The sequence below is a fragment of the Olsenella uli genome, assembly GCF_016900775.1.
Taxonomy (GTDB): Bacteria; Actinomycetota; Coriobacteriia; order Coriobacteriales; family Atopobiaceae; genus Thermophilibacter; species Thermophilibacter uli_A.
On the sequence record NZ_JACJKN010000003.1, the window covers coordinates 141,842 to 166,085 of the forward strand.

Here is a 24,244-nt window from a genome sequence, read left to right on the forward strand (position 1 = left end):
GCGACGGGTTGCGAGAGCCGTCACCCCCGGCCTAAACCCCAGCCGCTAGGCCACCACGTGCGTGGTCGCAACCTCCTTGAGCCAGGCAGCGGACTTCTTGGGCCTGCGCTCGTAGTTCTCCATGAGGTCGACCTCGACAAAGCCGTAGCGGTTCTTGAAGGCGTTGGACCAGGACCAGTTGTCGATGAGGCCCCAGTAGTGGTAGCCCACGCACCTGGCACCGTCGGCGATGGCGCGCGCGATCCACTCGAGGTGCTGGCGCACGAAGTCGACGCGATAGTCGTCGATGACCTGCTGGGTCTCCGGGTCCTTGTTGAGGTACTCGCGCTCGATGCCGATACCGTTCTCGGAGACGTACCACTCGAGCTCGGGGTACTCCTTCTTGCACTTCATGCCGAAGTCGTAGATGCCCTTGGGGTAGATCTCCCAGCCGCGTGACTCGTTCATGACACGCTCGGGTCAGATGTAGGGCTCGGCAAACAGCGGGTTGCCCCACTCGTCGTGGCTCTTGCTCGGCGCCTGGAAACGGCTCGGCTGGTAGTAGTTGCAGCCAATCCAGTCGACCACGCCCTCGGAGAGCACGGCGTCGTCGTAGGGACGCACGGGGAGCACGATGCCGAGGTCCTCGGTCAGCGTCTTGATAACGTCCTCGGGGAGCTTGCCCTTGGTCACGAGGTCGAGCCACCAGCGGTTGGTGAGGCCGTCGTTCATGCGCAGGGCCTCAAGGTCGGCCGGGGTGGGGTCGTCCTTGGTGTAGGAGGGCGAGAAGTTGCAGATCATGCCGATGCGCGCGTCGGGCAGCATGCGGCCCTCGGATACGGCCTGGCGGTAGCGAGCCACGGCCAGGGCGTGCGCGATCGAGATGTTGTACTGGGTGGTGCAGGCCTCCTGGAAGCTGTGGTGCTGCGGATACCAGATGGGGTGCCAGTAGCGGTTCTCGGACTCCACGATGGGCTCGTTGAATGTGAACCAGCAGCGGACCTCCTTGCCGAACTCGCAGAACGCCTTGTAGGCGTAGTTGGCGTAGGCCTCGCACACCTCGCGGTTCTCCCAGCCGCCGCGGCGGAAGAGGTAGGTGGGCATGTCAAAGTGGTAGAGGTTCACGAAGACCTCGAGGCCCGCCTCCTTGGAAGCGGCAAAGAGCTCATAGTACCACGCGGCTCCCTCGGGGTTGATGTTGCCGTCCTGGTCAAGCAGGCGGCTCCACTGGATGGAGGTGCGGTAGTTGTCCATCCCCATCTTCCTGAGGAGAGCGAGGTCGTCCTTGTAGTGGTGCATGAAGTCGTTGCCCACGTAGGACCCCACCTGGTTGTAGAACGAGCTGATGTCCTCGATGGACCACGTGTCCCAGAGGTTCTCCAGCTTTCCGCCCACGTTCCATCCGCCCTCCGTCTGCGGACCGGACATGGCGGCGCCAAAGAAGAAGCTCTTCGGCAGGGTAAGCTCTGACATAAGCCCTCCGTTCTTATCGACCGTCAATGCGAGCGTGATGCTTTTCTGACCATCTCGATTCTGAAAGGGGGCATCCGTGCTCAAGTACCAGTCCATCGCCTCGGACATTCAGCGAAGCATCGAGGCGGGCGCCCTAAAACCCAACGCGAAGCTGCCCACCGTGGTCGAGCTCTGCGAGGCGTACGGAGTGAGCAAGATCACCATTAAGCGCGCCATCGACCTGCTTACAGACCGTGGCCTCATCTCGAGTCGCCGAGGCTCGGGGGCTTACGTCGAGAACACCACCGAGCTCCTGGAGCAGACCGGGCTCGAGCCCGTCGACACCACGGCGAACTCCGGAGTCGACTCCTTCGCGTTCTCCCAGTCCGACCGCGCCGCAGGCTTCACCGAGGAGCACGCCTCCCTGGGAAAGAAGGTCAGCTCCGTTGTCTACGACTTCTCTATCGCCAACCCGCCCGCAGACGTTGCGCGCCACCTCAGCATCCATTCCGAGGATTTCACCTACCACATCTGCCGCGTTCGCTGCCTCGATGACGAGCCCATGGTCATCGAGTACACCTACATGCCGCTCGACCTCATCCCTGGTCTCAAACGAAGCCAGCTCTACCGTTCCGTCTACGACTATCTCCAGAACACGCTGGGCCTCAAGATCTCGAGCTTCCACAGGATCTTCCGCGCCGTACCCGCCACCGAGAAGGAGGCCGAGCGGCTCGGCACCACACCTGGCTCCCCAATGCTGGAGATAGCTCAGGTCGGCTTTCTGGACGATGGCACCCCGTTCGAGTACTCGGTGTCCCGCTACGAGGGGACCCGCGGAGAGGTTCGCGACATCAACGTCATCTGAGGAACCCCTGATGGCGCCGGAAGACAGTCGCCGGCGTCGACGACGGTCCGCAGTCACCCGGGCGTCCCGGGAGAACAGATAGGAGACAGCATGCGCATCGGAGCACTCGAAGCGGGCGGGACCAAGATGGTCTGCGCCGTGGCCACCGAGCAGGGCGAGATCTTGGAGCGGGAGTCCTTCCCCACCACCACGCCCGACCAGTCCATCCCATCGCTCACCAGATGGTTCAAGGAGCGCAGCGTCGACGCGCTGGGCATCGGTGCCTTCGGGCCCACCTGCGTGGACCCCGAGAGTCCCTCCTTCGGCACGATCCTCGAGACCCCCAAGCTCCCCTGGCGCGGGCACGCCCTTCGCGCGGCCTTCGTCGACGCGCTCGGGGTGCCCGTGGGCTACGACACCGACGTCAACGTGGCGTGTCTCGGTGAGGCCACGTTCGGAGACTCCCGCGGAATCGCCGACCTCGTCTACGTGACCATCGGCACGGGAGTCGGCGCCGGGGTCATGTGCGGCGGACACCTCCTGCACGGCATGCTCCACCCCGAGGCCGGCCACATGCTGCTCAACCGCATGCCGGGCGACGAGGGGCCCTGCGTCTGCCCAAGCCACGACAGCTGCCTCGAGGGTCTGGCGGCGGGGCCGTCCATCGAGCGGCGTTGGGGGGCCAAGGGAACCGAGCTCGCCGACCGGGCGGAGGTCTGGGAGCTCGAGGCGAGCTACCTCGCCCAGATGTGCCACAACCTCGTGCTGTGCTACTCGCCGCGTCGCATCATCCTGGGCGGCGGCGTCATGCACCAGGAGCAGCTCTACCCGCTCGTGCGTAAGAAGACCCTCGACTACCTGGGCGGCTACATCACCGCGCCGGAGCTCGAGGACATCGACTCCTACATCGTCGCCCCGAGCCTGAACGACAACCAGGGCGTGCTCGGCTGCGTCGAGCTGGGGCGGCGGGCCGCAGCCGGCGAGTAGGCCTTACGCCCCTGTTCCGTAGGCTGCCGTCGGGCGCCGTCCCAGCACGGGACGGCGCCTTTTTCGTGTGGGAAGGGGCCCGCGGCGGCTTCAGCATGGTTACCGATAGGAGTAGATTTCCCCGCAGGGGCCTCTTCCCGCCCCGGGAAGGGTATGCTTCGTTGGCATGGGTCGTCGCGTCCGGCGGACGGCCGGCCGCGCCAACCTGCGGGCACCCCGGCACCCCGACGGAGGGAGAGACATGTCAGAGGCAACCGACACAAGGCAGGACGTGCCAGGCGAGAGAAGCGTGCGCAAGCGGCTCTACTCGCTCGGCGAGGAGATCGCCAACTCGGTGAGCCACGGCGTGGGGGTCCTTCTCGCCATCGCGGCACTCGTGCTGCTCATCGTGGTCTCCGTCTCGCACGGCGGCGGGGTGCGGCTGGCGGCGGCCCTCATCATGGGGATCTCGCTCATCGTTGAGTACCTCTTCTCCACGCTCTACCACGCGCTCGCGCCCGAGAAGGCCAAGGCGGTCTTCCGCGTGCTCGACCACTGCGGCATCTACCTGCTCATCGCCGGGAGCTACGCGCCGTTCTCGCTGATCACGCTGGCCGATCGCGGCGGGCTTGTGCTCTGCTGCGCGGTCTGGGGCGTCGCCGTGGCGGGCATCGTCGCCGAGTGCCTGCTGCGCGAGCGCCAGCCCGCCTGGCTCACCGCGCTGGTCTACGTGCTCATGGGCTGGCTCGTGGTCTTCCACATCGGCGACCTCTGGGAGCTCCTGGCGCCGCCCGCGTTCTGGCTGCTTCTCGCCGGCGGGCTCAGCTACACCGTGGGAGCGGTCTTCTACGCCATCAAGAAGGTCCCCTACCTGCACTTCGTCTTCCACCTGTTCGTGCTTGCCGGCAGCGTGTGCATCACGCTCTCGGCGCTGCTCTTCGTGGTGTAGGGCGCCCCGCCCGTTCTTCTCGCCCGTTCTTCTCGCCGGGCACGCCCCGGCATGCCCCCTCGCCCAGACAGAGCGTCCGGACAAAAACGCCCCCGCGCGGGGAGGTTTTTGTCCGGACGCTCTGTTTCGGCGCGCAATGGTCCCCGGCGCCCGTCGTCATCCCCGGGCGAGACCCGCGCTAAGATGGACGTCGAGAAGGACGAACGCGCCGCGGCGCAGGACGCAAGGAGGGCACATGGTGGACGAGCAGTTCAAGCAGCAGGTGGACGCCTACGTGGACGAGGTGTGGGAGGACGTCGTCGCCGACATCGACCGCCTCGTGCGGCACGAGTCGGTGGAGGACCTCTCCGCCGCCGAGCCCGGCAAGCCGTGGGGCCCCGCCTCCAACGGCGCGCTCGTCGAGGCCGAGCAGATGGCCGCGCGCCTGGGCCTTGCGGTCACGGACGTCGACGGCTACCTGGGCTTTGCCGACGTTCCTGGCGCCTCCGGCCCCGAGCGCCACATCGCCACGATCGCCCACACCGACATCGTGCCGCTGGGCCTGGGCTGGAACTTCCCCGCGCTCGAGGTCACGCGCAAGGACGGCTATCTCGTCGGGCGCGGCGTGCAGGACGACAAGGGCCCCTTCGTGCTCTCGCTCTACGCGGCGCACTTCTTCCAGCGCCTCGTCGACGCTGGCCAGGAGCTGCCCTACACGCTGCGCTGCATCATCGGCAACAACGAGGAGACCGGCATGGGCGACGTGCCGTACTACCTCGAGCGCTACCCCGAGCCGCTCTTCTGCTTCTCCCCCGACGCCGACTTCCCGCTCATCTGCGGCGAGAAGGGCCTCTACCAGGGACGCTTCACCTCAGACCCGGTGGCGGGCGAGAAGATCGTGGAGCTCGACGGCGGCACCGTGCCCAACGCCATCTGCGGCCAGGCCACGGCCGTCGTGCGCGCGGACGCGGCGTCGCTGCCCGCGGCGGAGCGCATCGCCGTCGAGCCGGCCGGCGAGGGGCTCGTGCGCATCACGGCCACGGGCATCGGCGGCCACGCCTCGATGCCGGCCGGCACCGTGAACGCCATCGGCGTGCTCGCGCGCTACCTGCTGGCGCAGGGCCTCGCGGGCGCGGGCGAGCGCAGCTTCCTCGAGCTCCTGGTGACCCTCACCGAGGACGCCTACGGCCGCGCCTCCGGCATCGCCGCCGCCGACGACAAGTTCGGCGAGCTCACCTGCGTCGCCGGCACCATCCGCACCGTCGACGGCCGCTTCGTGCAGACCGTGGACTCGCGCTACCCCACCACCACGACCGGCGAGGCCATCACCGCGCGCCTGAGCGAGCTCGCCGCCGCGCACGGCTGTGCCTTTGAGCAGACCTCCGGCGACGCGCCGTTCTACATCAGCCCCGACAGCCCGGAGATCCAGGCGCTTCTCGCCACCTACGCCGAGTACGCCGGGAAGCCGGACGCCCAGGCGTTCACGATCGGCGGCGGCACGTACGCCCGCCACTTCGCCCGCGCCTGCGCCTTCGGGCCCGGCGACTTCGACCCCGACAAACCCGCCTGGGTGGGCAGCGAGCACGGCCCCGACGAGGCGGTCTCCGAGGAGGCCCTGCGCCGCGCGCTCAAGATCTACATCGTGGCGATCGCCCGCCTGATGGAGCTCGAGCTGTAGGCACGCAGAGAACGCGTAGCTCATGTTTTCCGGAAATCCCGGCTTGCGCATGGCGAGAAGGACGCGCAAGCCGGGATTCTTGGTCATTTGGAGGGGAAATCCCGGATTGCGCGTCCGATAGTTTCAGGTTTTGAACGCGTAAACCGAGATGTCCGGAAATCCCGGGCTACGCGTCCCTACACGCGCATCTCCTCGGTGTCCTCCGCGATCTCGCGCGCGATGCGGTGGAGCTGGCGATCGTTCTCCAGCGCGTCGGCCGTGCGCTCCGGCAGGTAGACGGAGAGGCGCCCGCCGAGGGTGCGGAAGGCGACCCAGCCCTCGGCGTCCACCGTGACGTCGTCCTGCTCGCCGATGACGCAGCCCCAGGTCTCGCCGGCGTGGCCCGCGCCCACGAACATGCGCTTCTCGCCGCCGTCACGGTCGGTGAGGACCACGGCCACGCCGCTGCCCGGATGCTCCTCGTCGCCCTCGCGCGTCCAGCCGATCACGTCCGGCGCGTCGAGGAAGTCGTGCTGCGGGCCATAGGCAAAGCGGCGGCGAATCTCCATGAGCAGCGGCAGCTCGCGCACCGCGGGGATGTTGCCGTCGTTGGGCATGCCGTAGAGGTCGCCGTAGAAGACGCAGGGGTAGCCGGCCTCGCGCAGGAGGATGAGCGCGTAGGCGGCGGGCTTGAACCACGTCTGGACGAAGGACTGCAGCGCCTGGCCCGGCTGCGTGTCGTGGTTCTCGGCAAAGGTCACCGCATGCACGGGGTCGCGCTCGACGAGCGTGCCCGAGAAGATCTGAGAGAGGTCCACGTTGCCGTTTGAGCAGCTCGCGCGATATAGGTTGTAGTGCAGCGGCACGTCGAAGAGCGAGAGTGCCTTCTCGGCGCCGAGATAGGCCGTGAGCTCGTCTGCCGTGCGGCCCCAGTACTCGCCCACGCAGAAGAGCTCGCGGCCGGCGTGGGCGCGCACGGCGTCGAGCCAGCGCAGGTAGAAGCCGCGGTCGATGTGCTTGAGCGCATCCAGGCGAAAGCCGTCCAGCCCGCAGGCGTCCACGTACCAGCAGCCCCAGCGCACGAGCTCGTCAAAGACGCGCGGGTCGTTCACGTCCACGTCCGCGCCCATGAGGTAGTCGTAGTTGGCGTTCTCCGTGCGGTCCACGGCGCTGTCCCAGTGCTTGCCGTCAAAGAGGAAGATCGCCTTGCGCTTGGCGCGGTCGTCCCAGTCCACGCCGTGAAAGCACGTCCAGTCCCAGGTGAAGTCCGAGTAGGCGCCCGCGCGGCCGGGGAACGAGAAGCGCGTCCACGCGGAGATGGTCTGCGCCTCGCCGAGCACGAGCTCGCGGTTGTTGGACTGCACCTCGCGAGCGACCACGTCCTCGCAGCCGTCCGCCCCGAGGCGCTGGTTGAGCACGACGTCCGCGAGCGCCTGGATGCCGCTTGCCTGAAGGGCCCGCACTGCGGCCTCGTACTCGGCGCGGGTGCCGTACTTGGTGCAGACGGTGCCCTTCTGGTCGAACTCGCCAAGGTCATAGGTGTCATAGACACCATAGCCCACGTCCTCGGCGCCCTTCTCGGCCTTGTAGGCGGGAGGCAGCCAGACGGCGGTGATGCCCTGGTAGGCAAAGTCTGCGGCCTGCTCGGCGATACGCCTCCAGTGCGATCCGTCGGCGGGCAGGTACCAGGAGAAGCCCTGGAGCATGGTCCCGTTAGTCATGAACGTCCTTTCCGGTGACGTGAGCCTGTCCCCCTGTCTCACTCCTCCTGGCCGGAGACGAGCGCGACGCCTGCGGCCGCGGCCAGCTCCTCGGGCGTGGGCTGGCGCATCACGCGGACGGCCAGGTAGACGCACACGGCCATGAACAGCAGGTCGAAGACGGCGTCAAAGGTGACGCCGAGGATCCCGCGCTCGAGGAACATGCCCACGACCTGCACGAGGTCGAAGGCGCAGGTGATCGACGCAAGCACGAGAAAGGGCGTGATCTTCTGCGGCCGGTTGGACCCCCGGATGCCAAGCCCGCCCGCGAGCACGCTCACGCCCGAGGAGAGCCCGCCGACGGCGAGCAGGGCGTAGAGCGTGTCGGAGACCGTCACCGGGACGCCCGAGATGACGGCGCGCTCCCCCTCCCCGTACACGACGAGCGCGGCGGCCAGCACCACGATCACCACGACCGTCACCACGCCCTTGAGGATGATCATCTCGGAGAGCAGGTGCAGGACGCGCTGGTGGCGCGAGCGCAGGAAGGTCTCGCCGCGCACGCCCTTGTCATGCTCCTCCTTCACCTTGTCCGCAAGGCGCGAGCAGATGAGCACGTAGACGATCGTGGTGGTGAGCACGATCGGGTTGAACAGGATGAACGAGCCCACGCCCCAGCCCCAGACGATGGCCACGAGCACGGCGAGCCCGACGAGGTAGCACAGGAACCGGTACGGCTCCACGCGCGCGGAGTTGTTGGACGCCGCGATCCCGAGCGCCGCCGTAAGGATGAGCAGCCCCGCCGCCACGACGATCATGACGCCAAAGGTGGCCGCGGTCCAGATGTCGCCGCCCGGCAGGAGCCCCATGACGTTGCCCACCAGCACCGCGATGCCGCCAAGAAGGACGAGCGCGCCGATGATCCCCATGAGGATGGAGACCATGCGGAGCACCGCCTGGGCCGGCGTGCGGGGAATCGAGGGCTCGAGGTCCTCCATGAGCTGCCACCTCCTGACGCTTGCCTGAACGTAGGGAGTATACCCAAACGTCGTGGAGGGGCCCTCGCCTTGCCACGGTCCTTCTCGCCAGGGGCCCAGCGCGAAAGGGCATGCGAGAAGAACGCGGGGCATGCTCGCCGTGCCCCGGCGGGCGGCGCCCCGTCAGGCGAAGGTGGCGGCCTCGTAGTCGGTGAGCTCGGCGAGATAGCCGCGCTCGGCGAGGGCGCGCCCTATCTCGTCGAGGTCCTGCTCGCTCCGGGCGCTCACGTGGTGGAAGTGATAGCCGCTCGTGACCTCCAGAAGCGGCGCGGAGACGCCCGAGGCGAGCTCCGCCATGAAGCGCCCCACGTCACGGCGGCTCCCGACGCCCAGCTCGGAGGAGACCTTGCCGTAGACGCGGTGGTTCACGAAGACGTCCTCCACGCACCCGCCCAAATCGACCACGCAGGTGAGCTCGTCGGCAGTCTGCTCGGCGGTGTGGCGACACTTGAACAGGCGCGTCGGCCGCCCGGGCGCGCCCTCGGCGGCCAGGACGTAGCCGCGGTTGGTGGAGACGATCTTCTCCCCGCGCGTGCGCAGGAGGGCGACGTCGGTCACCACCACCTGGCGGCTCACGCCGCACCGCTCGGCGAGGGCGCCGCCGGAGAGCGGGCCCTCGGACTCGCACAGGGCCGCGAGGATCTTCTCGCGGCGGGCCTCCCCGGAGTCGGCGCTCACCCCAGAACCTCCAGGTGCTTGAGCGAGAGGTCGAGGATCGACGCGGAGTGCGTGAGCGCGCCGCAGGAGACGAAGTCAACGCCCAGGTCCACGTAGCGGTGCACGTTGGCGGCCTCCACGTTGCCCGAGGCCTCGGTCTGCGCGCGCCCGTCGATGAGGGCGATCGCGGCAGCCATGTCGTCGTGGGACATGTTGTCGAGCATGATGATGTCGGCGCCCGCCTCCACGGCCTCGCGGACCATCTCGAGGCTCTCGCACTCCACCTCGACCTTGTCCACGAAGGGCGCCGTCGCGCGCGCCATGGCCACGGCCTCGGCCACGCCGCCCGCGGCGTCGATGTGGTTGTCCTTGAGCAGGACGCCGTCGGAGAGGCCAAAGCGATGGAGGCTGCCGCCGCCCAGGCGCACGGCCTCGCGCTCGAAGAGGCGCATGCCGGGCGTGGTCTTGCGCGTGCAGACGAGCGTGGTGGCCGTGCCCTCGAGCGCGGCGGCGATGGCGGCCGTGTAGGTGGCGATGCCGCTCATGCGCTGCAGGTAGTTGAGGGCGGTGCGCTCGCCCTCCAGAAGCACGCGGACGTCGCCCTCGACGGTGGCCACGTGCTGGCCGGCCGTGACGCGTGCGCCGTCCGCCACGTCGGCGGTGACGCGCGTGGCGGGGTCGAGCAGCGCAAAGACGCGCGAGAAGACCGCGAGGCCCGCGATCACGCCGTCGGCCTTGGCGATGAGCTGCACGCGCCCGGGGCGCGGCTCGGGCATCACCGCGGCGGTGGAGACGTCGCCGAAGGGCATGTCCTCGCGCAGGGCCGCGCGGATGTGGTCGTCCATCTGCATCTGGATCATGGGGTCGGTCATGGTCTCTCCTCTCGGGTCATGACAATGGTGTCAGGGTCGTTTGTCAGGTCGGGACCTGACAAACGACCCTGACACCATTGTCATCATACGGCGCCGGTGAGCAGCGCCACGTCGGTCACGTCGCGCGAGCCCGCCACGAAGCGGGAGCGCGCGCGGGCCGCCGCGGCGAGCTGGGCGGCGGTGTCCTCGGCAAAGCGGTCGCGCATGATCTTGTCGGCCGCCCGCTGCGCGAAGACGAGCGACTCGAGCAGGCTGTTCGAGGCCAGGCGGTTCCTGCCGTGCACCCCGTTGCAGCACGTCTCCCCGCAGGCAAAGAGGTGCGGCAGCGTGGTCTCGGAGTCGGAGTCCACGTGGATGCCGCCCATGAAGTAGTGCTGGGCGGGCACCACGGGGATCGGCTCCTCGCGGATGTCGTAGCCCTCCTCGAGGCAGCGCTCCAGGATGTGCGTGAAGTGGCCCTCTATGACCTCGCGCGGCACGCGCTCGAAGGAGAGCCACACGTGCTCGGCGCCGGTCCGGCGCATCTCGGCAAAGATGGCGGCCGAGACCACGTCGCGCGGCTGCAGCTCGTCACAGAAGCGCTCGCCGGCGTCGTTCAGCAGGACGGCGCCCTCCCCGCGGGCGGACTCCGAGATGAGGAAGGCGCGCCCCGGCCGCTCGCTCCAGAGCGAGGTGGGATGGATCTGCACGTAGTCCATGTGCTCAAGGAGCACCCCGTGCTCGGCGGCGATGCGGCAGCCGTCCCCGGTGAGGCACTCGAAGTTGGTGGAGCGCGAGTACAGGCCGCCCACCCCGCCCGTGGCAAAGACCGTGGCGTCCGCGCGGATCTGGATCGTCTCGCCCGCGGGGCCCGTGGCCACCACGCCCCGGCACACGCGCCGCCCGCTCTCCTCGAAGCCCTCGAGGATGTCGGTCATGCAGGTGTGCTCGAGGATGCGCGCGCCCGGGAGCTCGCGCACGCAGCCAAGCAGGCGCGTGGTGATCTCCTTGCCGGTTATGTCCTCGTGGTAGACGATGCGCGGGCGGGAGTGGGCGCCCTCGCGCGTGTAGTCCAGCTCCCCGTCCGGCCTGCGGGCGAAGCGCACGCCGCGCTTGATGAGGTCCTCTATGATGGGGCGGCTCGCGCGGATCATGAGGTCCACGCTCTCCAGGCGGTTCTCGTAGTGCCCGGCGCGCAGCGTGTCCTCGAAGAAGGCCTCGTAGTCGCCCTCGTCGTGCAGGACGCAGATCCCGCCCTGGGCGAGCATGGAGTCGCAGTGGTCCACGGCCTCCTTGGAGAGCAGGACCACGTTGAGCGCGGCCGGCAGGCTGAGCGCGCAGTAGAGCCCCGCCACGCCGCAGCCCACGATGACCACGTCGCAGTCGATCACAACATCAAACTTTTCTGTTAATTGGGGACTGTCCCCATTTGGCAGGCGCGGGGGCATCAGCGGGACCCCAGCTCGAGCATGCGCGTGAGCGCGGCGCGGGCGCCCGCGGCCACCTCGGCGGGCGGCAGGCCCACCTCGCCCGTGCCGTCGCGCAGGCACGCGACGAGCCCCTCCACGCCGATGCGGTCCATGTCCGGGCAGGCCGGGCGCGTGGCGGGAAAGTGGAAGCGCTTGCCGGCGCCGGCACACCGGCGCTCCAGCTCGCCGCGGACGCCGTCCACGGTGAGGACGATGTAGTCGCGCGCGTCGCCGGCCGCGGCGGCCTCGATGATCTGGGACGTGGAGCCCGCAAAGTCCGCGAGTGCCATCACCTCGGGGCCGCACTCGGGGTGCGCGAGCACCGGCGCCGCCGGAAACGCCGCCTTGAGGGCGCGGACCTCGTCAGCGGAGATGTCGCGGTGGATGGGGCAGCAGCCGTCGTTCAGGAGCACGTTCTTCTCGCCCACCTGGCGCGCCACGTAGCTGCCGAGGTGACGGTCCGGAACAAACAGGACGTTTGCCTGCGGCAGCGCGCGCACGATCTTGACCGCGTTGGACGAGGTCACGCAGACGTCGGACCACGACTTCACCTCCGCCGTGGAGTTGACGTAGCACGCGACGGCCAGGTCGTCCCCATAGCGCTCCCGCGCGGCGTCCACCGTCTCGCGGCGCACCATGTGCGCCATCGGGCAGTCGGCAGCCGGGTCGGGCATGAGGACGGTCTTGTCCGGCGAGAGGAGCTTGGCGCTCTCGGCCATGAAGCGCACGCCCGCAAAGACGAGCGTCCGGCACGGCAGCGAGGCCGCGAGCCTGGCCAGGGCGAAGGAGTCGCCCACGTGGTCGGCCAGCTCCTGGACCTCGGGCGGGACGTAGTAGTGCGCCAGGACCACCGCGTCGCGCTCGGCCTTGAGGCGCGCCACCTCGGCACGCAGCTCGTCTGTCAGCATGCTCGCTCCCCTCGTCGGCAAACCATGACAGTATACAGCCTGCTTGACAGGTGACAAGACAGTAAGGCGGAAGACGCAACATTCCGTGCGTCCCGACATGCTCGAGAGAGTCCCGGCACGACCGGGCGCTCGGCGAGAAGGACCCGGGCATGCCCCCGCGCACAGAACGCTCGAGCATGCCCCCGCGCACGGTCTTCTCTCCGCGAGGGCCAAAACCGTGCGCGGGGGCATGCTCGACGACGCTCCGCCGCACGCTCTTCTCCGCACGCCCGTTGTGGAGAACGCGTGGCGAGAAGGACCGTCCGCCCGCCGCGCCCTCCCGCCGGGTATCACCTAACACCGTAAGTATCTTCTAGTGTTAGGAGTCATATGGCATCTGACACCCACTACCGCGAGCTCGCGGAGGCGCTCATCGAGGAGCTGGGCGCCGTCGCGCGGGCCGTGGGCCAGCCGACGCTCAACGCCACGCGCGGCGAGATGGCCGTGCTGCACGCGCTCTACCGCGCCGACGGGCCGCTCACGCCCGGCGCCCTCGCGAGCGCGGGCGCCATGTCGAGCGCGCGCGTGGCCAACATCCTGCGCGCCCTCGAGGAGAAGGGATGGGTCGAGCGGCACCACGGCGCCCAGGACCGCCGCATTGTCGAGACGAGCCTCACCGCGGAGGGGCTCCGGGAGGCCGAGCGGCGACGGACCGAGGGCCTGCGCTGCCTTGCCGACATCCTGGCCGACCTCGGCGAGCCCGACGCCCGCGAGCTCGTGCGCCTCGTGGGCGCCGTCGGCGAGGTCGTCGCCCGCCGCGCGGGGGAGGTGGCCGAATGAGAATCCTCAGGCTCTTCAGGCACCACGTGCTCGCGCTTCTCGCCGTGACGGCGCTGCTCGTGGTGTCCGCCAACGCGGACCTGGCGCTGCCCACCCTCATGTCCGAGATCGTGGACGTGGGCATCCAGCAGGGCGGCGTCGAGAGCCCCGTGCCGGACACCATCCGCGCGAGCTCCCTCGACGACCTCGAGCTCTTCATGAGCGACGAGGACGTCGCCCTCGTGGAGGCCGCCTTTGCCCCGGCCGACGACGCCGGCATCCGCGCCTTCCAGGGGACGGACGCCGAGAAGGACGCGGACTCCGCGCTCGCCCGGGCGCTGGAGCTCCCGGAGGTCGCCGCGCTCGCGCTCGAGCAGGGCGTGGACGCCTCCGCGCTCGGCGACGACACGGCCCTTCCCGCCGGCGCCACCCTCACGCTCGACGCCCTCCACGCGGCCGTCGACGCGGGGCTCGTGGCGCGCGGCCAGCTCGCCAACGCCGCCGAGGCCCTCGGCGAGCAGATGGGCAGCATGGGCGGCTCGCTCGTCACCCAGCGCGCCATCTCCTACGTGAGCGCCGAGTACGCCGCGCAGGGCATCCCTGCCGCCGACGTCCAGAACGCCTACCTCGGCCGCACCGCGCTCGAGATGTTCGGCCTGTGCCTCGTCAGCCTCGTGGCCACGGTCCTCACGGGCGCCGTGGCCTCCCACACCGCGGCCACCATCGCGCGCGACCTGCGCCGGCAGACCTTCGCCCAGGTCATGCGCTTCTCCCCCGCCGAGGTCAACCGATTCTCCCAGGCCTCGCTCATCACGCGCTGCACCAACGACATCCAGCAGATCCAGATGGCCGTGACGATGTTCATGCGGCTCGTCCTTCTCGCCCCCATCATGGGCGTGGTGGCGCTCATGCGCGTGCTCGCCACCTCCACGGGCCTCGAGTGGACCATCGGCGTGGCCGTGATCGCCGTCTGCGCCGTCGTGGGCGTGCTCATGGGCCTCACGCTGCCCAAGTTCAAGCGGATGCAGCAGCTCGTGGACCGCGTGAACCTCGTGGCGCGCGAGATGCTCGACGGCATCATGCCCATCCGCGCCTTTGGCCGCGAGAAGCACGAGCTCGAGCGCTTTGGCCAGGCGAGCGCCGAGCTCATGGGCACGCAGCTCTTCACCAACCGCGCGATGAGCTTCATGATGCCGCTGCTCATGTTTGTCATGAACTGCGTCACGGTGATGATCGTGTGGTTTGGCTCCCACGGCGTGGCCGACGGCGTCATACAGGTGGGCGACATGATGGCCTTCATCTCCTACACCATGCAGATCGTCATGGCGTTCATGATCCTCACCATGGTCTCCGTTATCTTGCCGCGCGCCGAGGTGGCCGCCGAGCGCGTGGACGAGGTCATCTCCTGCCCGCTCTCCGTGACCGACCCGGCGCACCCCAAGCTCCCCGCCGAGGGCGCGCCGCGCGGCGAGCTCACCTTCCGCAACGTGAGCTTCCAGTACCCCGACGCCCGCAAGGACGTGATTCAGGGTGTGAGCTTCACCACGCGCCCCGGCCACATGACGGGCATCATCGGTTCCACGGGCTCGGGCAAGTCCACGCTCGTGCAGCTCATCCCGCGCCTCTACGACGTCACCGGCGGCGCCGTGCTGCTCGACGGCGTGGACGTGCGCGACTGGAGCCTCTCGGAGCTGCGCCGGCGCATCGGCTACGTGCCGCAGCAGGGCATGCTCTTCTCGGGCACCATCGAGACCAACCTCAAGTTCGCGGGCGACGCGGTGACCGACGACGACATGCGCGAGGCCGCCCGCGTGGCGCAGGCCGAGGAGTTCATCGAGGAGCGCCCCGAGGGCTACGACGCGCCCATCTCCCAGGGCGGCACCAACGTCTCCGGCGGGCAGCGCCAGCGCCTCGCCATCGCGCGCGCCCTCGCCAAGCGGCCGGAGGTCGTGGTCTTTGACGACTCGTTCTCCGCGCTCGACTACGCCACGGACGCCCGCCTGCGCGCCGAGCTCGCCCGCACCGTCACCGACGCCGCCGTCGTGGTGGTGGGCCAGCGCATCGCCACGATCATGCACGCCGACGAGATCCTCGTCCTGGACGAGGGGCACGTGGTGGGCCGCGGCACCCACGAGGAGCTGCTGCGGACCTGCCCCGCGTATCTTGAGATCGCCCAAAGCCAGCTCTCCGCCGAGGAGCTCGGCCTGGACGCGCAAGGGGGACAGGCGCTCTTGCACGCCGACGACACGAAGGGAGGCGAGCGCTGATGCCGCCCGTCAGAGGAGGCCGCGGACGCGGCGAGAAGCCCAAGGACTTCAAGGGCACCATGCTCAAGCTGCTGGGATACGTGGGACGGCACAAGCTCGCCGTTCTTCTCGCCCTGCTCTTTGCCGTGGGGTCCGTCGTCTTCAACATCGTGGGCCCGCGCGTGCTGGGCACCGTGACCACCAAGCTCTTCGAGGGGCTCGTGGCCACGGTCCAGGGCACGGGCTCCGTGGACTTTGCCTGGATCGGCGCCACGCTGCTGCGCCTTCTGGGCATCTACCTGGCAAGCTCGGCCGCGAACCTAGTGCAGGGCTGGCTCATGACCGGGGTCACCCAGAGGGTCTGCCACCGCATGCGCACGGAGATTGCCGAGAAGATCGCGGTGGTCCCCATGGGCTACTTCAACGAGCACAGCAAGGGCGACGTCCTCAGTCGCATCACCAACGACGTGGACACGCTGGGGCAATCCCTCAACCAGTCCATCACGCAGCTCATCACCTCTCTCACGCAGGTCGTGGGCGTGCTCGTGATGATGCTCTCCATCAGCCTGCCGCTCACGGGCGTGACGGTGCTCACACTGCCGGCGAGCCTTCTCATCGTGGGCGTGGTCGTGCACTTCTCGCAGCGCTACTTCCGCGAGCAGCAGCAGGTGCTGGGCACCGTGAACGGCATCGTGGAGGAGGACTTCGCGGGGCAGGGCGTGATCCAGGTCTTCGACCGCGCGGACGCCTCCGTGGAGGAGTTCGAGCGCGAGAACGACCGCCTGTTCACGAGCGCGTGGCGCAGCCAGTTCCTCTCTGGCCTGATGATGCCGCTCATGAGCCTCGTGGGCAACATGGGCTACGTGGGCGTCGTGGTGGTGGGCGCGGGCCTTTGCCTCTCCGGGCAGGCCGGCCCCGGCGACATCCAGAGCTTCATCCAGTACGTGCGCAACTTCACGCAGCCCATCCAGCAGCTCGCCAACGTGTCCAACACGATGCAGTCCATGGCGGCGGCCACCGAGCGCGTCTTCGAGTTTCTTGCCGCGCCGGAGGAGGAGCGGCCCAAGGACCCGCAGGTCCCGACGCGCCGGGAGGGGCATGTGGTCTTTGACCACGTCCGCTTTGGCTACGTGCCCGGCCAGACCATCATCCGCGACTTCTCCTGCGAGGCGAAGCCCGGCCAGACCGTGGCCATCGTGGGCCCCACGGGCGCGGGCAAGACCACGCTCATCAAGCTGCTGCAGCGCTTCTGGGACGTCGACGCGGGGTCGCTCACGGTGGACGGCATCGACGTGCGATACTGGGACCGCGCGGCGCTGCGCCAGGAGTTTGCCATGGTGCTGCAGGACACCTGGCTCTTCAACGGCACCATCCGCGAGAACATCCGCTACGGCCGGCCCGACGCCACCGACGAGGAGGTGGAGGCCGCGGCCCGCGCCGCGCGCTGCGACCACTTCATCCACACGCTGGCGGGCGGCTACGACTTCGTGATCAACGAGGAGGGGACCAACCTCTCCCAGGGGCAGCGCCAGCTCGTGACCATCGCGCGCGCCGTGCTGGCCGACCGGCCGGCGCTCATCCTCGACGAGGCCACCTCGAACGTGGACACGCGCACCGAGGAGCTCATCCAGCGCGCGATGGACGAGCTCATGCGCGGGCGGACGAGCTTCGTGATCGCGCACCGGCTCTCGACCATCAGAAACGCCGACGTGATCTTGGTGCTGCGCGACGGCGACGTCGTGGAGAAGGGCACCCACGAGGAGCTGCTCGCCAAGGGAGGCTTCTACGCGGAGCTCTACAACTCGCAGTTCGACCACGCGGCCTAGCGGGCGCGCGGGCGTGCCGTGGCGCGCGGCTCTTCTCGCCTGGGGCGGGAATCCGCGCGGCGCGGCACGCCCGGCGGCGCGGAATGACCGAGCATGCCCCCGCGCACGGTTTTTGCCCCCATGGAGGGCAATCCGTGCGCGGGGGCATGCTCGAGAGGCGAGAAGGACGGGCAAGAAGGGCCGGCGCCCCTAGTTGTTGACGCCGTGGTGGCAGACGAAGCTCTCGCGGTCGATGGCGCGGAACTCGTAGCCGCGCTCCTGGTAGAACTCGATGATCTGCGGCAGGGCGTCGACGGTGGTGTCCTTGGTCGCGGCGTCGTGGAAGAGCAGCATGACGTTGGTGTATCCCTCCACGCAGGAGGACTGCACGATGGTCTCCGCGGGGACGTTGTTGCCGGAGGCGTCCGCCGAGGTCACGTTCCAGTCGTAGAACTGGTAGCCGCGCGCGGGGACGTCCTCCACGAGCGCGGACATGATCCCCGTGCAGTAGTTGGCCGAGATGGTGTTGGAGGCGCCCCCGGGGAAGCGCGTGAGGTACGGCACGAAGCCGATCTGCTCCTTCACGACCTCCCCCACCTGCTCGAGGTCGGAGAAGAAGGCCTCCTCGGAAGCATAGATCTTGTCGTAGTCGTGCGTCATCGAGTGCAGGCCGATGCTGTGGCCGCGCTCGTAGGCGTCCTTGATGGAGGCGCGGTGGTCGGGCTCGCGCCCGGTGACGAAAAACGTTGCCTTGGCGCCGTACTGGTCGAGGACGTCGAGCACGCGGGCCGTGTTCTTGGAGGGGCCGTCGTCAAAGGTCAGGTAGACGATCTTCTCGCCGTTTGACTCGTAGCTCCAGTCCGCCTGGCGATCCGGGTCGAGCGCGAGCTCGGCGGCGCGCGCCTCCTCCGCGGGGTCGGCCTCGGGCTCTGGCGCCGGCTCGGGCGCCGCGGGCTCGACGATCGTGGGAAGCTCCCGCGCCGCGGCGGGGCCGCCGCCGGACGCCCCGGCCACCACGAGCGCGCTCAGCGCGCCCACGCCTCCGAGCAGCGCCACCACGAGCACCATCGTCACCACGAGAAGCCCCCGTGCGTGACGCTGCTGGTCCTGCGCGCTCGGCCGCCTTCCTGCCCTGCCTGCCATGGCCCTCCTCGCCCTCGCTTTTCCGGCAGGTCATTGTACGGGAGCCCGCAACGGCGAGACACCCCCTGAATTCGGGGTTGAAGCGCCCGGGCGGGCAGGGGACCTACGAGAGCACGATGCCGCCGAGCCAGCCGCACAGCGGCGTGGCGAGCGCGCTGTAGTAGCTCACCCAGGACGACAGGCTCATGTTCTGGATGAAGCCCACGTTGTGGCGCACGATGCCGTTGCCCATGTAGATGCCGATGTGGCCGTAGATGAGGCCGGCGGCACTCGCCGGCGAGGAGTTGACCGCGATGATCATGCCCGGCTTGATCTGCGAGGTGGCGGTGTGGCACCAGCTGTAGTACATGTCGTCCGCGTTGCCCCAGAAGGAGCCCAGCCCCGCGTACTGGAAGACGTCGGTAACCCAGGCGGCACACAGGCCCGTGCCCGGCGAGCCCACGGCATAGGCGGCGTTGAGCACGGCCTGGAGCGGGCCGGAGCCGCTGGTGGGGGCGTCCCCCACCCAGTTGGAGCCGCCGCCCTGCTGCTGGGCCTGCTCGCGCGCCGCCTCCTCCTGGCGCTTGCGCTCCTCCTCCTGGCGGCGGGCCTCCTCGGCCGCGCGCTGGGCGGCGAGGATCTCCTCGTCGCGCTGCTGCATGAGCTCCTGTACCTCGGCGGAGAGGCCGTCGACGAGGTCCTGGGCCTCCTGCTGCTTGGCGCGCGCCTCGGAGAGCTCCTGCTGCTGCTGGGCCTGCAGGTCCTCGAGGTCGGCGCGCTGGGCCTCGAGGTCCGCCTTCTGCGTCTCCAGCTCGGCCTTGCTCGTCTCGAGCTCGGCCTTGAGGGTCTTGACCTCGTCGATCATCTCGCGCTCGGCCTCGCTGACCTTGTCGAGGTAGAAGATGCTGCTCGTGAGCTCGTCGAAGGTCGTCGCCGAGAGGATGAGGTCGAGCGTGCCCTGCGCGCCCGACTTGTAGGCGGACGTCATGCGCTCGCCGAGCCGCTCCTGCTTCTCCTCGATCTGGGCCTGGCGCTCGTCGATCTCGTCCTGCTTGGACTCGATGTCGGCCTGCGTCTGGTCGATCTGCGTGTTGAGCTCGCTGATCTGGACCTGGGTCTCAGAGAGCCGCCCAGCGACCTCGGCGGTCTCCTGGCCGATGCGGTTGAGCTCGGCCTGGGCGTCGTCAAAGCTCATCTGGGCCGCGTCGAGCTTCTCCTGGGTGGTCTCGGCCCGCGCGACGGCGGGGAAGAACGTGGCGCAGATGCCCGCGCCCATAAAGAGCCTGAGGGCGTCCCGGCGCGTGACGCTGCGGGGCGTGATGCCGGCGTCGCCCATGCTGACATGCGTTCGGGGCATGGAGTGCCTCCTTGGGTACGAATAAGGTGCAGAAGAACGCCCCCCTATTCTATCCGTTCTCCTCTGGGGCCACGAGATGCACATGGGGCCAAAGCGGCATGCGAGCGGGGTGCGGGGCGTTGCGCAAATCGGAGTTGAGGCAGCGGACGGAGAGGACGAGCTGGGGTTCTTCTCGCCTGCGTTGCGAGAAAGGGGGTCATGGCAGCCCGATTCCTGCCATGACCCCAAACGGCGCAACGCCGGCACCGCGGCCATTGCCACAGGCCCGCTCTCCGCAGCGGCCTGCGAGCGGGCGGCCCGCTCGATATCTGCGCAGTTGCCGCCTTGGTGCGAAGCGCTTTCCCGTCCGCTGCGCAATCATCGCCTTGGTGCGAAGCGCTTTTCCGCACCCCGTCAGTACAGGATAACGATTAGAGTTTATTACTTAATTTATAAATTAACTCGATACGCGAACATCCCCTGAGAGGCTTCGCACGAAGGGCGTTTCTGCGCACGGGGCGGGCATTTCTTCGCACCAACGCGGGTTTTGCACACGATGGGCGCCCCTCGCAGAGCCCGCGCGCCCCGCTCCGGGAATCGCCCGGTCCCCTAGCGGTTCTCGATGCTCGCCACGTTGCCCACGGTGATGGTGATGCGCCCCTCGGCGTCCGTGGAGAAGTCGAGGTAGCCGGGCTTGGTGGCCAGGTCGGAGGGGAAGGTGATCTCCACGCCCGTGTCCGTGCGGATCTTGTGGCTGCGCGTGAGGCGGTTGGCCACGCCGCGGCGGACGGGCGCCTCCTCGGGCAGGGACGCCTCGCGGACGCGCTCCTCGAAGCGCTCCTGCAGGTCGGGCCGGTCCTGGAAGACCTCGCGCCCCACCTCGGCCGGCGTGAAGGACTCCTCCACCTCGGCGGCGCGGGCCACCACGGCCTTGGCGCGCGAGACCTCGACGGCCGGCGTGAGGCCGAACTCCTCGGCGACGTCGCGCACGATGACGTTGACCTCGTCAATCACCTCGTGGCTGGAGGCCTCGCTCGAGCACTGCAGGAACCGCTCCGGGATGAGCGAGACGCTCGTCCCGCCCACCGATCGCTCCTTGTCGTGGAAGTCGATGGCCCCGGTCTCGGCGTCCACCAGCACGTAGGAGGCCACCTTCTGCGAGGGGTTGGGCAGCGTGGCGTCCACGCGCGCGATGTCGTTGGCATCGCCGCCCACCTCGTGCACGAAGGCCTGCCGGCGCGGCAGCAGCAGTATCGAGAAGAAGCGGCGGCCCGCCGGCCCGTCAAAGGCGGCGTCCACCTCGGCGTCCGTGGACGCGCCGTCCACGCCGCCGGCGTCGGTGTCGCAGAAGTCCGCGACGAGCAGGTCGCACTGCTCGAGGTCCTCCGTGCGGCGCAGCTCCTCCCAGAACCACTGGGCGATCTCCACCGAGAACTCCACGAACTCGCGCTCGCCGGCGAGGTAGCGCTGGAGCTCCCCGGCAAAGCCGGAGTCCGGTGCGAACTCGCCGTGGCGGCTCTCCGCGTTGGACGAGATCTTGCGCAGATGGCGCTGGACGTAGGAGCGCGTGGCCCGCACCGTGAGGTCGAGCGGGCGCTCCGAGAGATACGTCGAGCCGGACTCGAAGTCGAAGACGTGCAGTATCGCGCGGTCTACCTTGAGCATGTGTTCCCCTCGTTCAAGAGCGCGCCGCGGCGGGTGACCCGCCGCGGCTGCGCGAAAGCATGACAGACGACCCTGTCACCTTTGTCAGGTTACTCCTTCGGGCGCTTGGCCTCGATGGTCTCGGCGAGCGCCTGCTCGCCGGTCATCTTCTTGCCGTCGGCGTCGCGCTCGAGCGCGGGGATGAGCATGCGGTAGGCGTTCTCGGTCGCGTTCTTGCGCGGCGACTTCTTGGCGTAGCGCTTGACGGCGGCGGCGGTGCGGTTGATGGCCTGGAGCGTGCCCGCGCCGGCGACGCATCCGCCCGGGCAGGCCATGCCCTCGATCAGGTAGCCGGGGTACTTGCCCTTGACGGCGTCCTTCATCATCTTGCGGCACTCGTCGAGCCCCTCCGCGTTGACCACGTTGACCTCGCGGTCCGGGTAGCGGCGCTTGATGGCGTTGACCACCGCGCTTGCCACGCCGCCCGCAACGGCGAACCCGCGACCGTCGGCCGACGCCACGCCAAAGTCCGAGCTGCCCTCGCCCTCGAGCTTGGTGTACTCGTCGATGCCGCGCGCCTTCATCATGCCCATCATCTCCTCGAAGGTGAGCACGAAGTCGACCTCGGAGCGGACGGACTTGCGCATGGCCTCGAGCTTCTTGGCCGAGCACGGCCCCACGAAGACGATCTTGGCGTTGGGGTGCTGCTTGCGCAGCAGGCGCGCCGTGAGCGTCATGGGCGTCAGGGCCATCGAGATGCACTCCGCGTGGTCGGGGAACTCCTTCTTCGCCATGACCGACCATGCCGGGCAGCACGAGGTGCCCATGAACGGGATCTTGTCGGGCACCTCCTCGATGAAGTCCTCCGCCTCCTGCACGGTGCAGAGGTCCGCGCCCACCGCGACCTCCTCCATGCCCGAGAACCCGAGCATCGTGAAGGCCTGGCGCAGCTTGTCCACGTTGCCCTTGCCGCCGAACTGGCCCACGAAGGCGGGCGCCACCTCGGCGATGACCTCGTCGCCCGCGTTGATGGCCTGGATGACCTGGAAGATCTGGCTCTTGTCCGCGATGGCGCCGAAGGGGCAGTTGATGAGGCACTGCCCGCAGCTGACGCACTTCTCGTAGTCGATCTGCGCGCGGCCGTGCTCGTCGGAGCCGATGGCGTTCATGCCGCACGCGTCCGCGCACGGGCGCACCTGGTGCTGGATGGCGTGGTAGGGGCAGGTGTTGAAGCACATGCCGCAGTGGATGCACTTCTCCTGGTCGATGTAGGCCTTCTTGTCCTTGAAGGAGATGGCGCCCTTGGGGCAGATCTCGCGGCAGGGGTGGGCGAGGCAGCCCTGGCAGCCGTCGGTCACGCGGTAGGTGTTGTCCGCGCACGCGTTGCACGCGAACTTGATGACGTTGATCAGCGGGGGCTGGTAGTAGGTCTCGGGGACGGAGGCATCGGCGAGGCCGTCGGTCAGGCTCTCGCGCTTGTCCACGCTCTGCAGGGGCAGGCCCATGGCCAGGCGGATGCGCTGCTCGACGATGGCGCGCTCGAGGAAGACCGACTCGCGGTACGTGGCCACGTCGCCGGGGATGATCTCATACGGGAGGTCGCGCAGCTTGCGGCGCGTGGCCTTCTCGTCGTCCTCCTTCATCTCGTAGGCGACGCTCGCCACGGAGCTGAAGACCTTGCGACGGATCTCGGTCAGGTTGGTGTACACGCCACGCATGGTGTCGGCCATCGTTGCCCCTCTCCCGGACGCTGTTCCGCGCTCCCCCTCAGAAGCGCCTCTAACCAATTAGTATCGCACACGTTGGCGGCTTCTCGCCAAGGGGCGCGGCGGACGGCGCGGAGGGCTCCCCCGCCGCCGCCCGGGGCCAAGACGTCGCGTGGGCCCCGCTCGCCCGCTCCGCGGGGCCAAGGTGACAGTCTGCCGAGAAGAACCGTCGCGGGTCCCCCGCAGCGCGGCCATGCGGGGGACCCGCGACGGTTCCGGCCCGGCGGCGGCGCGCCTACGGGCGGGCGGGCGGCGCCGGCCAGAGCCGCACGGGCCAGGCAGTCTCCAGGTGCAGGCGCTCGCCGGTCACGGGATGGTCCACCTCCTCGCGCCAGGCGTGGAGGAGCAGCCCCGCCGGGCTTCTCGCCCCGCCGTAGAGCTCGTCTCCCACGAGGGGAAAGCCGATCGACGCCAGGTGCACGCGGATCTGGTGGCGCCTGCCGGTGAGCAGCTCCACCTCGAGCAGCGTGCGGCCCCGCGCGCCGTCCACGCGGCGGACGAGCGTCCGGGCGGGCCTGCCCTGCCCCGGGCGGCACGCACGCATGCGCCGGGCGTCGTGGCGATCCCTCCCGATGGGACGGTCTATCAGGCGCTCCCCGCCCGGGAACGCCCCGCGTACCACCGCGAGGTAGGTCTTGCGCATGGCGTGGCCCGCCACCTGGCGGTCGAGCGCCGCCTGCGTGGCGCGGTCAAGCGAGAAGAGCACGAGCCCCGTGGTCCCCACGTCGAGGCGCTGCACGGCCTGCGGGCGCACGTCCGCGCGGCCCTCCGCCGCGAGGTGGCCCGCCACGGCGTCCGTGAGCGTGCGCGCCCCGGTGCCGTCCCCGTGCACGAGGATCCCCGCCGGCTTGTCGCAGGCGAGAAGAACGTCGTCCTCGTAGATGATGCGCGCGTCGTCCACGCCGGCCCCCTTTCGTCCCCACCAGCATACCCGCGCGGCGCGGAGGCCAGGCATGACAGCGCGGCGGGCCCCGAGCCCCCAAGCGTGACAGTATCGTAAGCTCTGCCGCTCACCTGCCGTTTTGCCGCCCCTCGCCGTGCTGGGACCTCCGCGCGGGATGGCGCCTCGGACGCGGATG

General features: G+C 69.1%; 18 protein-coding genes and 1 pseudogene. 7 read left to right on the forward strand and 12 right to left on the reverse strand.

What is annotated here, in order from left to right:
- Window positions 1-45: 45 nt before the first annotated feature.
- Window positions 46-1,560 (reverse strand): annotated as a pseudogene (locus tag H6A23_RS03310) (glycoside hydrolase family 1 protein).
- Between H6A23_RS03310 and H6A23_RS11645 the strand changes: the two are divergent.
- The 4 genes from H6A23_RS11645 to H6A23_RS03330 all read left to right on the forward strand — a co-directional run bounded on the left by H6A23_RS11645 (window position 1,529) and on the right by H6A23_RS03330 (window position 5,847).
- Window positions 1,529-2,296, forward strand: coding sequence for a GntR family transcriptional regulator (locus H6A23_RS11645; protein ID WP_204830774.1), 768 nt, complete (start codon window positions 1,529-1,531; stop codon window positions 2,294-2,296). The pseudogene H6A23_RS03310 and the gene H6A23_RS11645 overlap by 32 nt on opposite strands.
- Window positions 2,297-2,386: 90 nt before the next feature.
- On the forward strand, window positions 2,387-3,262 hold the full coding sequence (locus H6A23_RS03320) for an ROK family protein (protein ID WP_204830775.1): 876 nt from the start codon (window positions 2,387-2,389) through the stop codon (window positions 3,260-3,262).
- A gap of 241 nt (window positions 3,263-3,503) precedes the next feature.
- A complete protein-coding gene (gene trhA, locus H6A23_RS03325; RefSeq protein WP_204830776.1) occupies window positions 3,504-4,190 on the forward strand; it encodes a PAQR family membrane homeostasis protein TrhA in 687 nt (228 codons plus the stop codon).
- A 235-nt stretch (window positions 4,191-4,425) separates the two neighbouring features.
- Entirely contained in the window at window positions 4,426-5,847 is a 1,422-nt protein-coding gene (locus H6A23_RS03330) for a Sapep family Mn(2+)-dependent dipeptidase (protein WP_204830777.1), read from the forward strand.
- A gap of 176 nt (window positions 5,848-6,023) precedes the next feature.
- On the opposite strand, the gene H6A23_RS03335 is transcribed toward H6A23_RS03330, so the two are convergent.
- The 6 genes from H6A23_RS03335 to nadA all read right to left on the reverse strand — a co-directional run bounded on the left by H6A23_RS03335 (window position 6,024) and on the right by nadA (window position 12,448).
- On the reverse strand, window positions 6,024-7,547 hold the full coding sequence (locus H6A23_RS03335; protein ID WP_204830778.1) for an alpha-amylase: 1,524 nt from the start codon (window positions 7,545-7,547) through the stop codon (window positions 6,024-6,026).
- 38 nt (window positions 7,548-7,585) lie between these two features.
- Window positions 7,586-8,524: a hypothetical protein gene (locus H6A23_RS03340; protein WP_204830779.1), complete on the reverse strand. Its 939-nt coding sequence runs from the start codon at window positions 8,522-8,524 to the stop codon at window positions 7,586-7,588.
- Window positions 8,525-8,686: 162 nt separating this feature from the next.
- Window positions 8,687-9,241, reverse strand: coding sequence for a transcription repressor NadR (locus tag H6A23_RS03345; RefSeq protein ID WP_204830780.1), 555 nt, complete (start codon window positions 9,239-9,241; stop codon window positions 8,687-8,689).
- Window positions 9,238-10,092 carry a carboxylating nicotinate-nucleotide diphosphorylase gene (nadC, locus tag H6A23_RS03350; protein WP_204830781.1) on the reverse strand — a complete coding sequence of 285 codons (855 nt, stop codon included), beginning with the start codon at window positions 10,090-10,092 and terminating at the stop codon, window positions 9,238-9,240. The genes H6A23_RS03345 and nadC overlap by 4 nt, the downstream gene beginning before the upstream one ends.
- 83 nt (window positions 10,093-10,175) lie before the next feature.
- Window positions 10,176-11,462: an L-aspartate oxidase gene (locus tag H6A23_RS03355; protein ID WP_353653000.1), complete on the reverse strand. Its 1,287-nt coding sequence runs from the start codon at window positions 11,460-11,462 to the stop codon at window positions 10,176-10,178.
- 56 nt (window positions 11,463-11,518) lie between these two features.
- Window positions 11,519-12,448 carry a quinolinate synthase NadA gene (nadA, locus tag H6A23_RS03360; protein ID WP_286165774.1) on the reverse strand — a complete coding sequence of 310 codons (930 nt, stop codon included), beginning with the start codon at window positions 12,446-12,448 and terminating at the stop codon, window positions 11,519-11,521.
- 369 nt (window positions 12,449-12,817) lie between these two features.
- On the opposite strand from nadA, the gene H6A23_RS03365 reads away from it, so the two are divergent.
- From H6A23_RS03365 to H6A23_RS03375, 3 genes are read left to right on the forward strand one after another with little or no spacing between them, the layout of a single operon-like run.
- Window positions 12,818-13,267, forward strand: coding sequence for a MarR family transcriptional regulator (locus H6A23_RS03365; protein ID WP_204830784.1), 450 nt, complete (start codon window positions 12,818-12,820; stop codon window positions 13,265-13,267).
- Window positions 13,264-15,513 carry an ABC transporter ATP-binding protein gene (locus H6A23_RS03370; RefSeq protein ID WP_204830785.1) on the forward strand — a complete coding sequence of 750 codons (2,250 nt, stop codon included), beginning with the start codon at window positions 13,264-13,266 and terminating at the stop codon, window positions 15,511-15,513. Before H6A23_RS03365 ends, H6A23_RS03370 begins: the two co-directional genes overlap by 4 nt.
- Window positions 15,513-17,318, forward strand: coding sequence for an ABC transporter ATP-binding protein (locus H6A23_RS03375; RefSeq protein ID WP_204830786.1), 1,806 nt, complete (start codon window positions 15,513-15,515; stop codon window positions 17,316-17,318). Before H6A23_RS03370 ends, H6A23_RS03375 begins: the two co-directional genes overlap by 1 nt.
- Window positions 17,319-17,507: 189 nt before the next feature.
- Here the strand turns inward: H6A23_RS03375 and H6A23_RS03380 are convergent, their stop codons facing one another.
- The 5 genes from H6A23_RS03380 to H6A23_RS03400 form a co-directional block, all read right to left on the reverse strand.
- Entirely contained in the window at window positions 17,508-18,440 is a 933-nt protein-coding gene (locus tag H6A23_RS03380; RefSeq protein WP_204830787.1) for a polysaccharide deacetylase family protein, read from the reverse strand.
- A gap of 103 nt (window positions 18,441-18,543) precedes the next feature.
- The gene (locus H6A23_RS03385; protein ID WP_204830788.1) at window positions 18,544-19,776 is read right to left on the reverse strand and encodes a coiled-coil domain-containing protein; all 1,233 of its coding nucleotides are present in this window, start codon (window positions 19,774-19,776) and stop codon (window positions 18,544-18,546) included.
- Window positions 19,777-20,364: 588 nt separating this feature from the next.
- The gene (locus tag H6A23_RS03390; protein WP_204830789.1) at window positions 20,365-21,420 is read right to left on the reverse strand and encodes a nucleoid-associated protein; all 1,056 of its coding nucleotides are present in this window, start codon (window positions 21,418-21,420) and stop codon (window positions 20,365-20,367) included.
- 89 nt (window positions 21,421-21,509) lie between these two features.
- The gene (locus H6A23_RS03395; RefSeq protein ID WP_204830790.1) at window positions 21,510-23,129 is read right to left on the reverse strand and encodes a 4Fe-4S dicluster domain-containing protein; all 1,620 of its coding nucleotides are present in this window, start codon (window positions 23,127-23,129) and stop codon (window positions 21,510-21,512) included.
- Window positions 23,130-23,400: 271 nt separating this feature from the next.
- The gene (locus tag H6A23_RS03400; RefSeq protein ID WP_353653001.1) at window positions 23,401-24,066 is read right to left on the reverse strand and encodes an RluA family pseudouridine synthase; all 666 of its coding nucleotides are present in this window, start codon (window positions 24,064-24,066) and stop codon (window positions 23,401-23,403) included.
- Window positions 24,067-24,244: the final 178 nt, after the last annotated feature.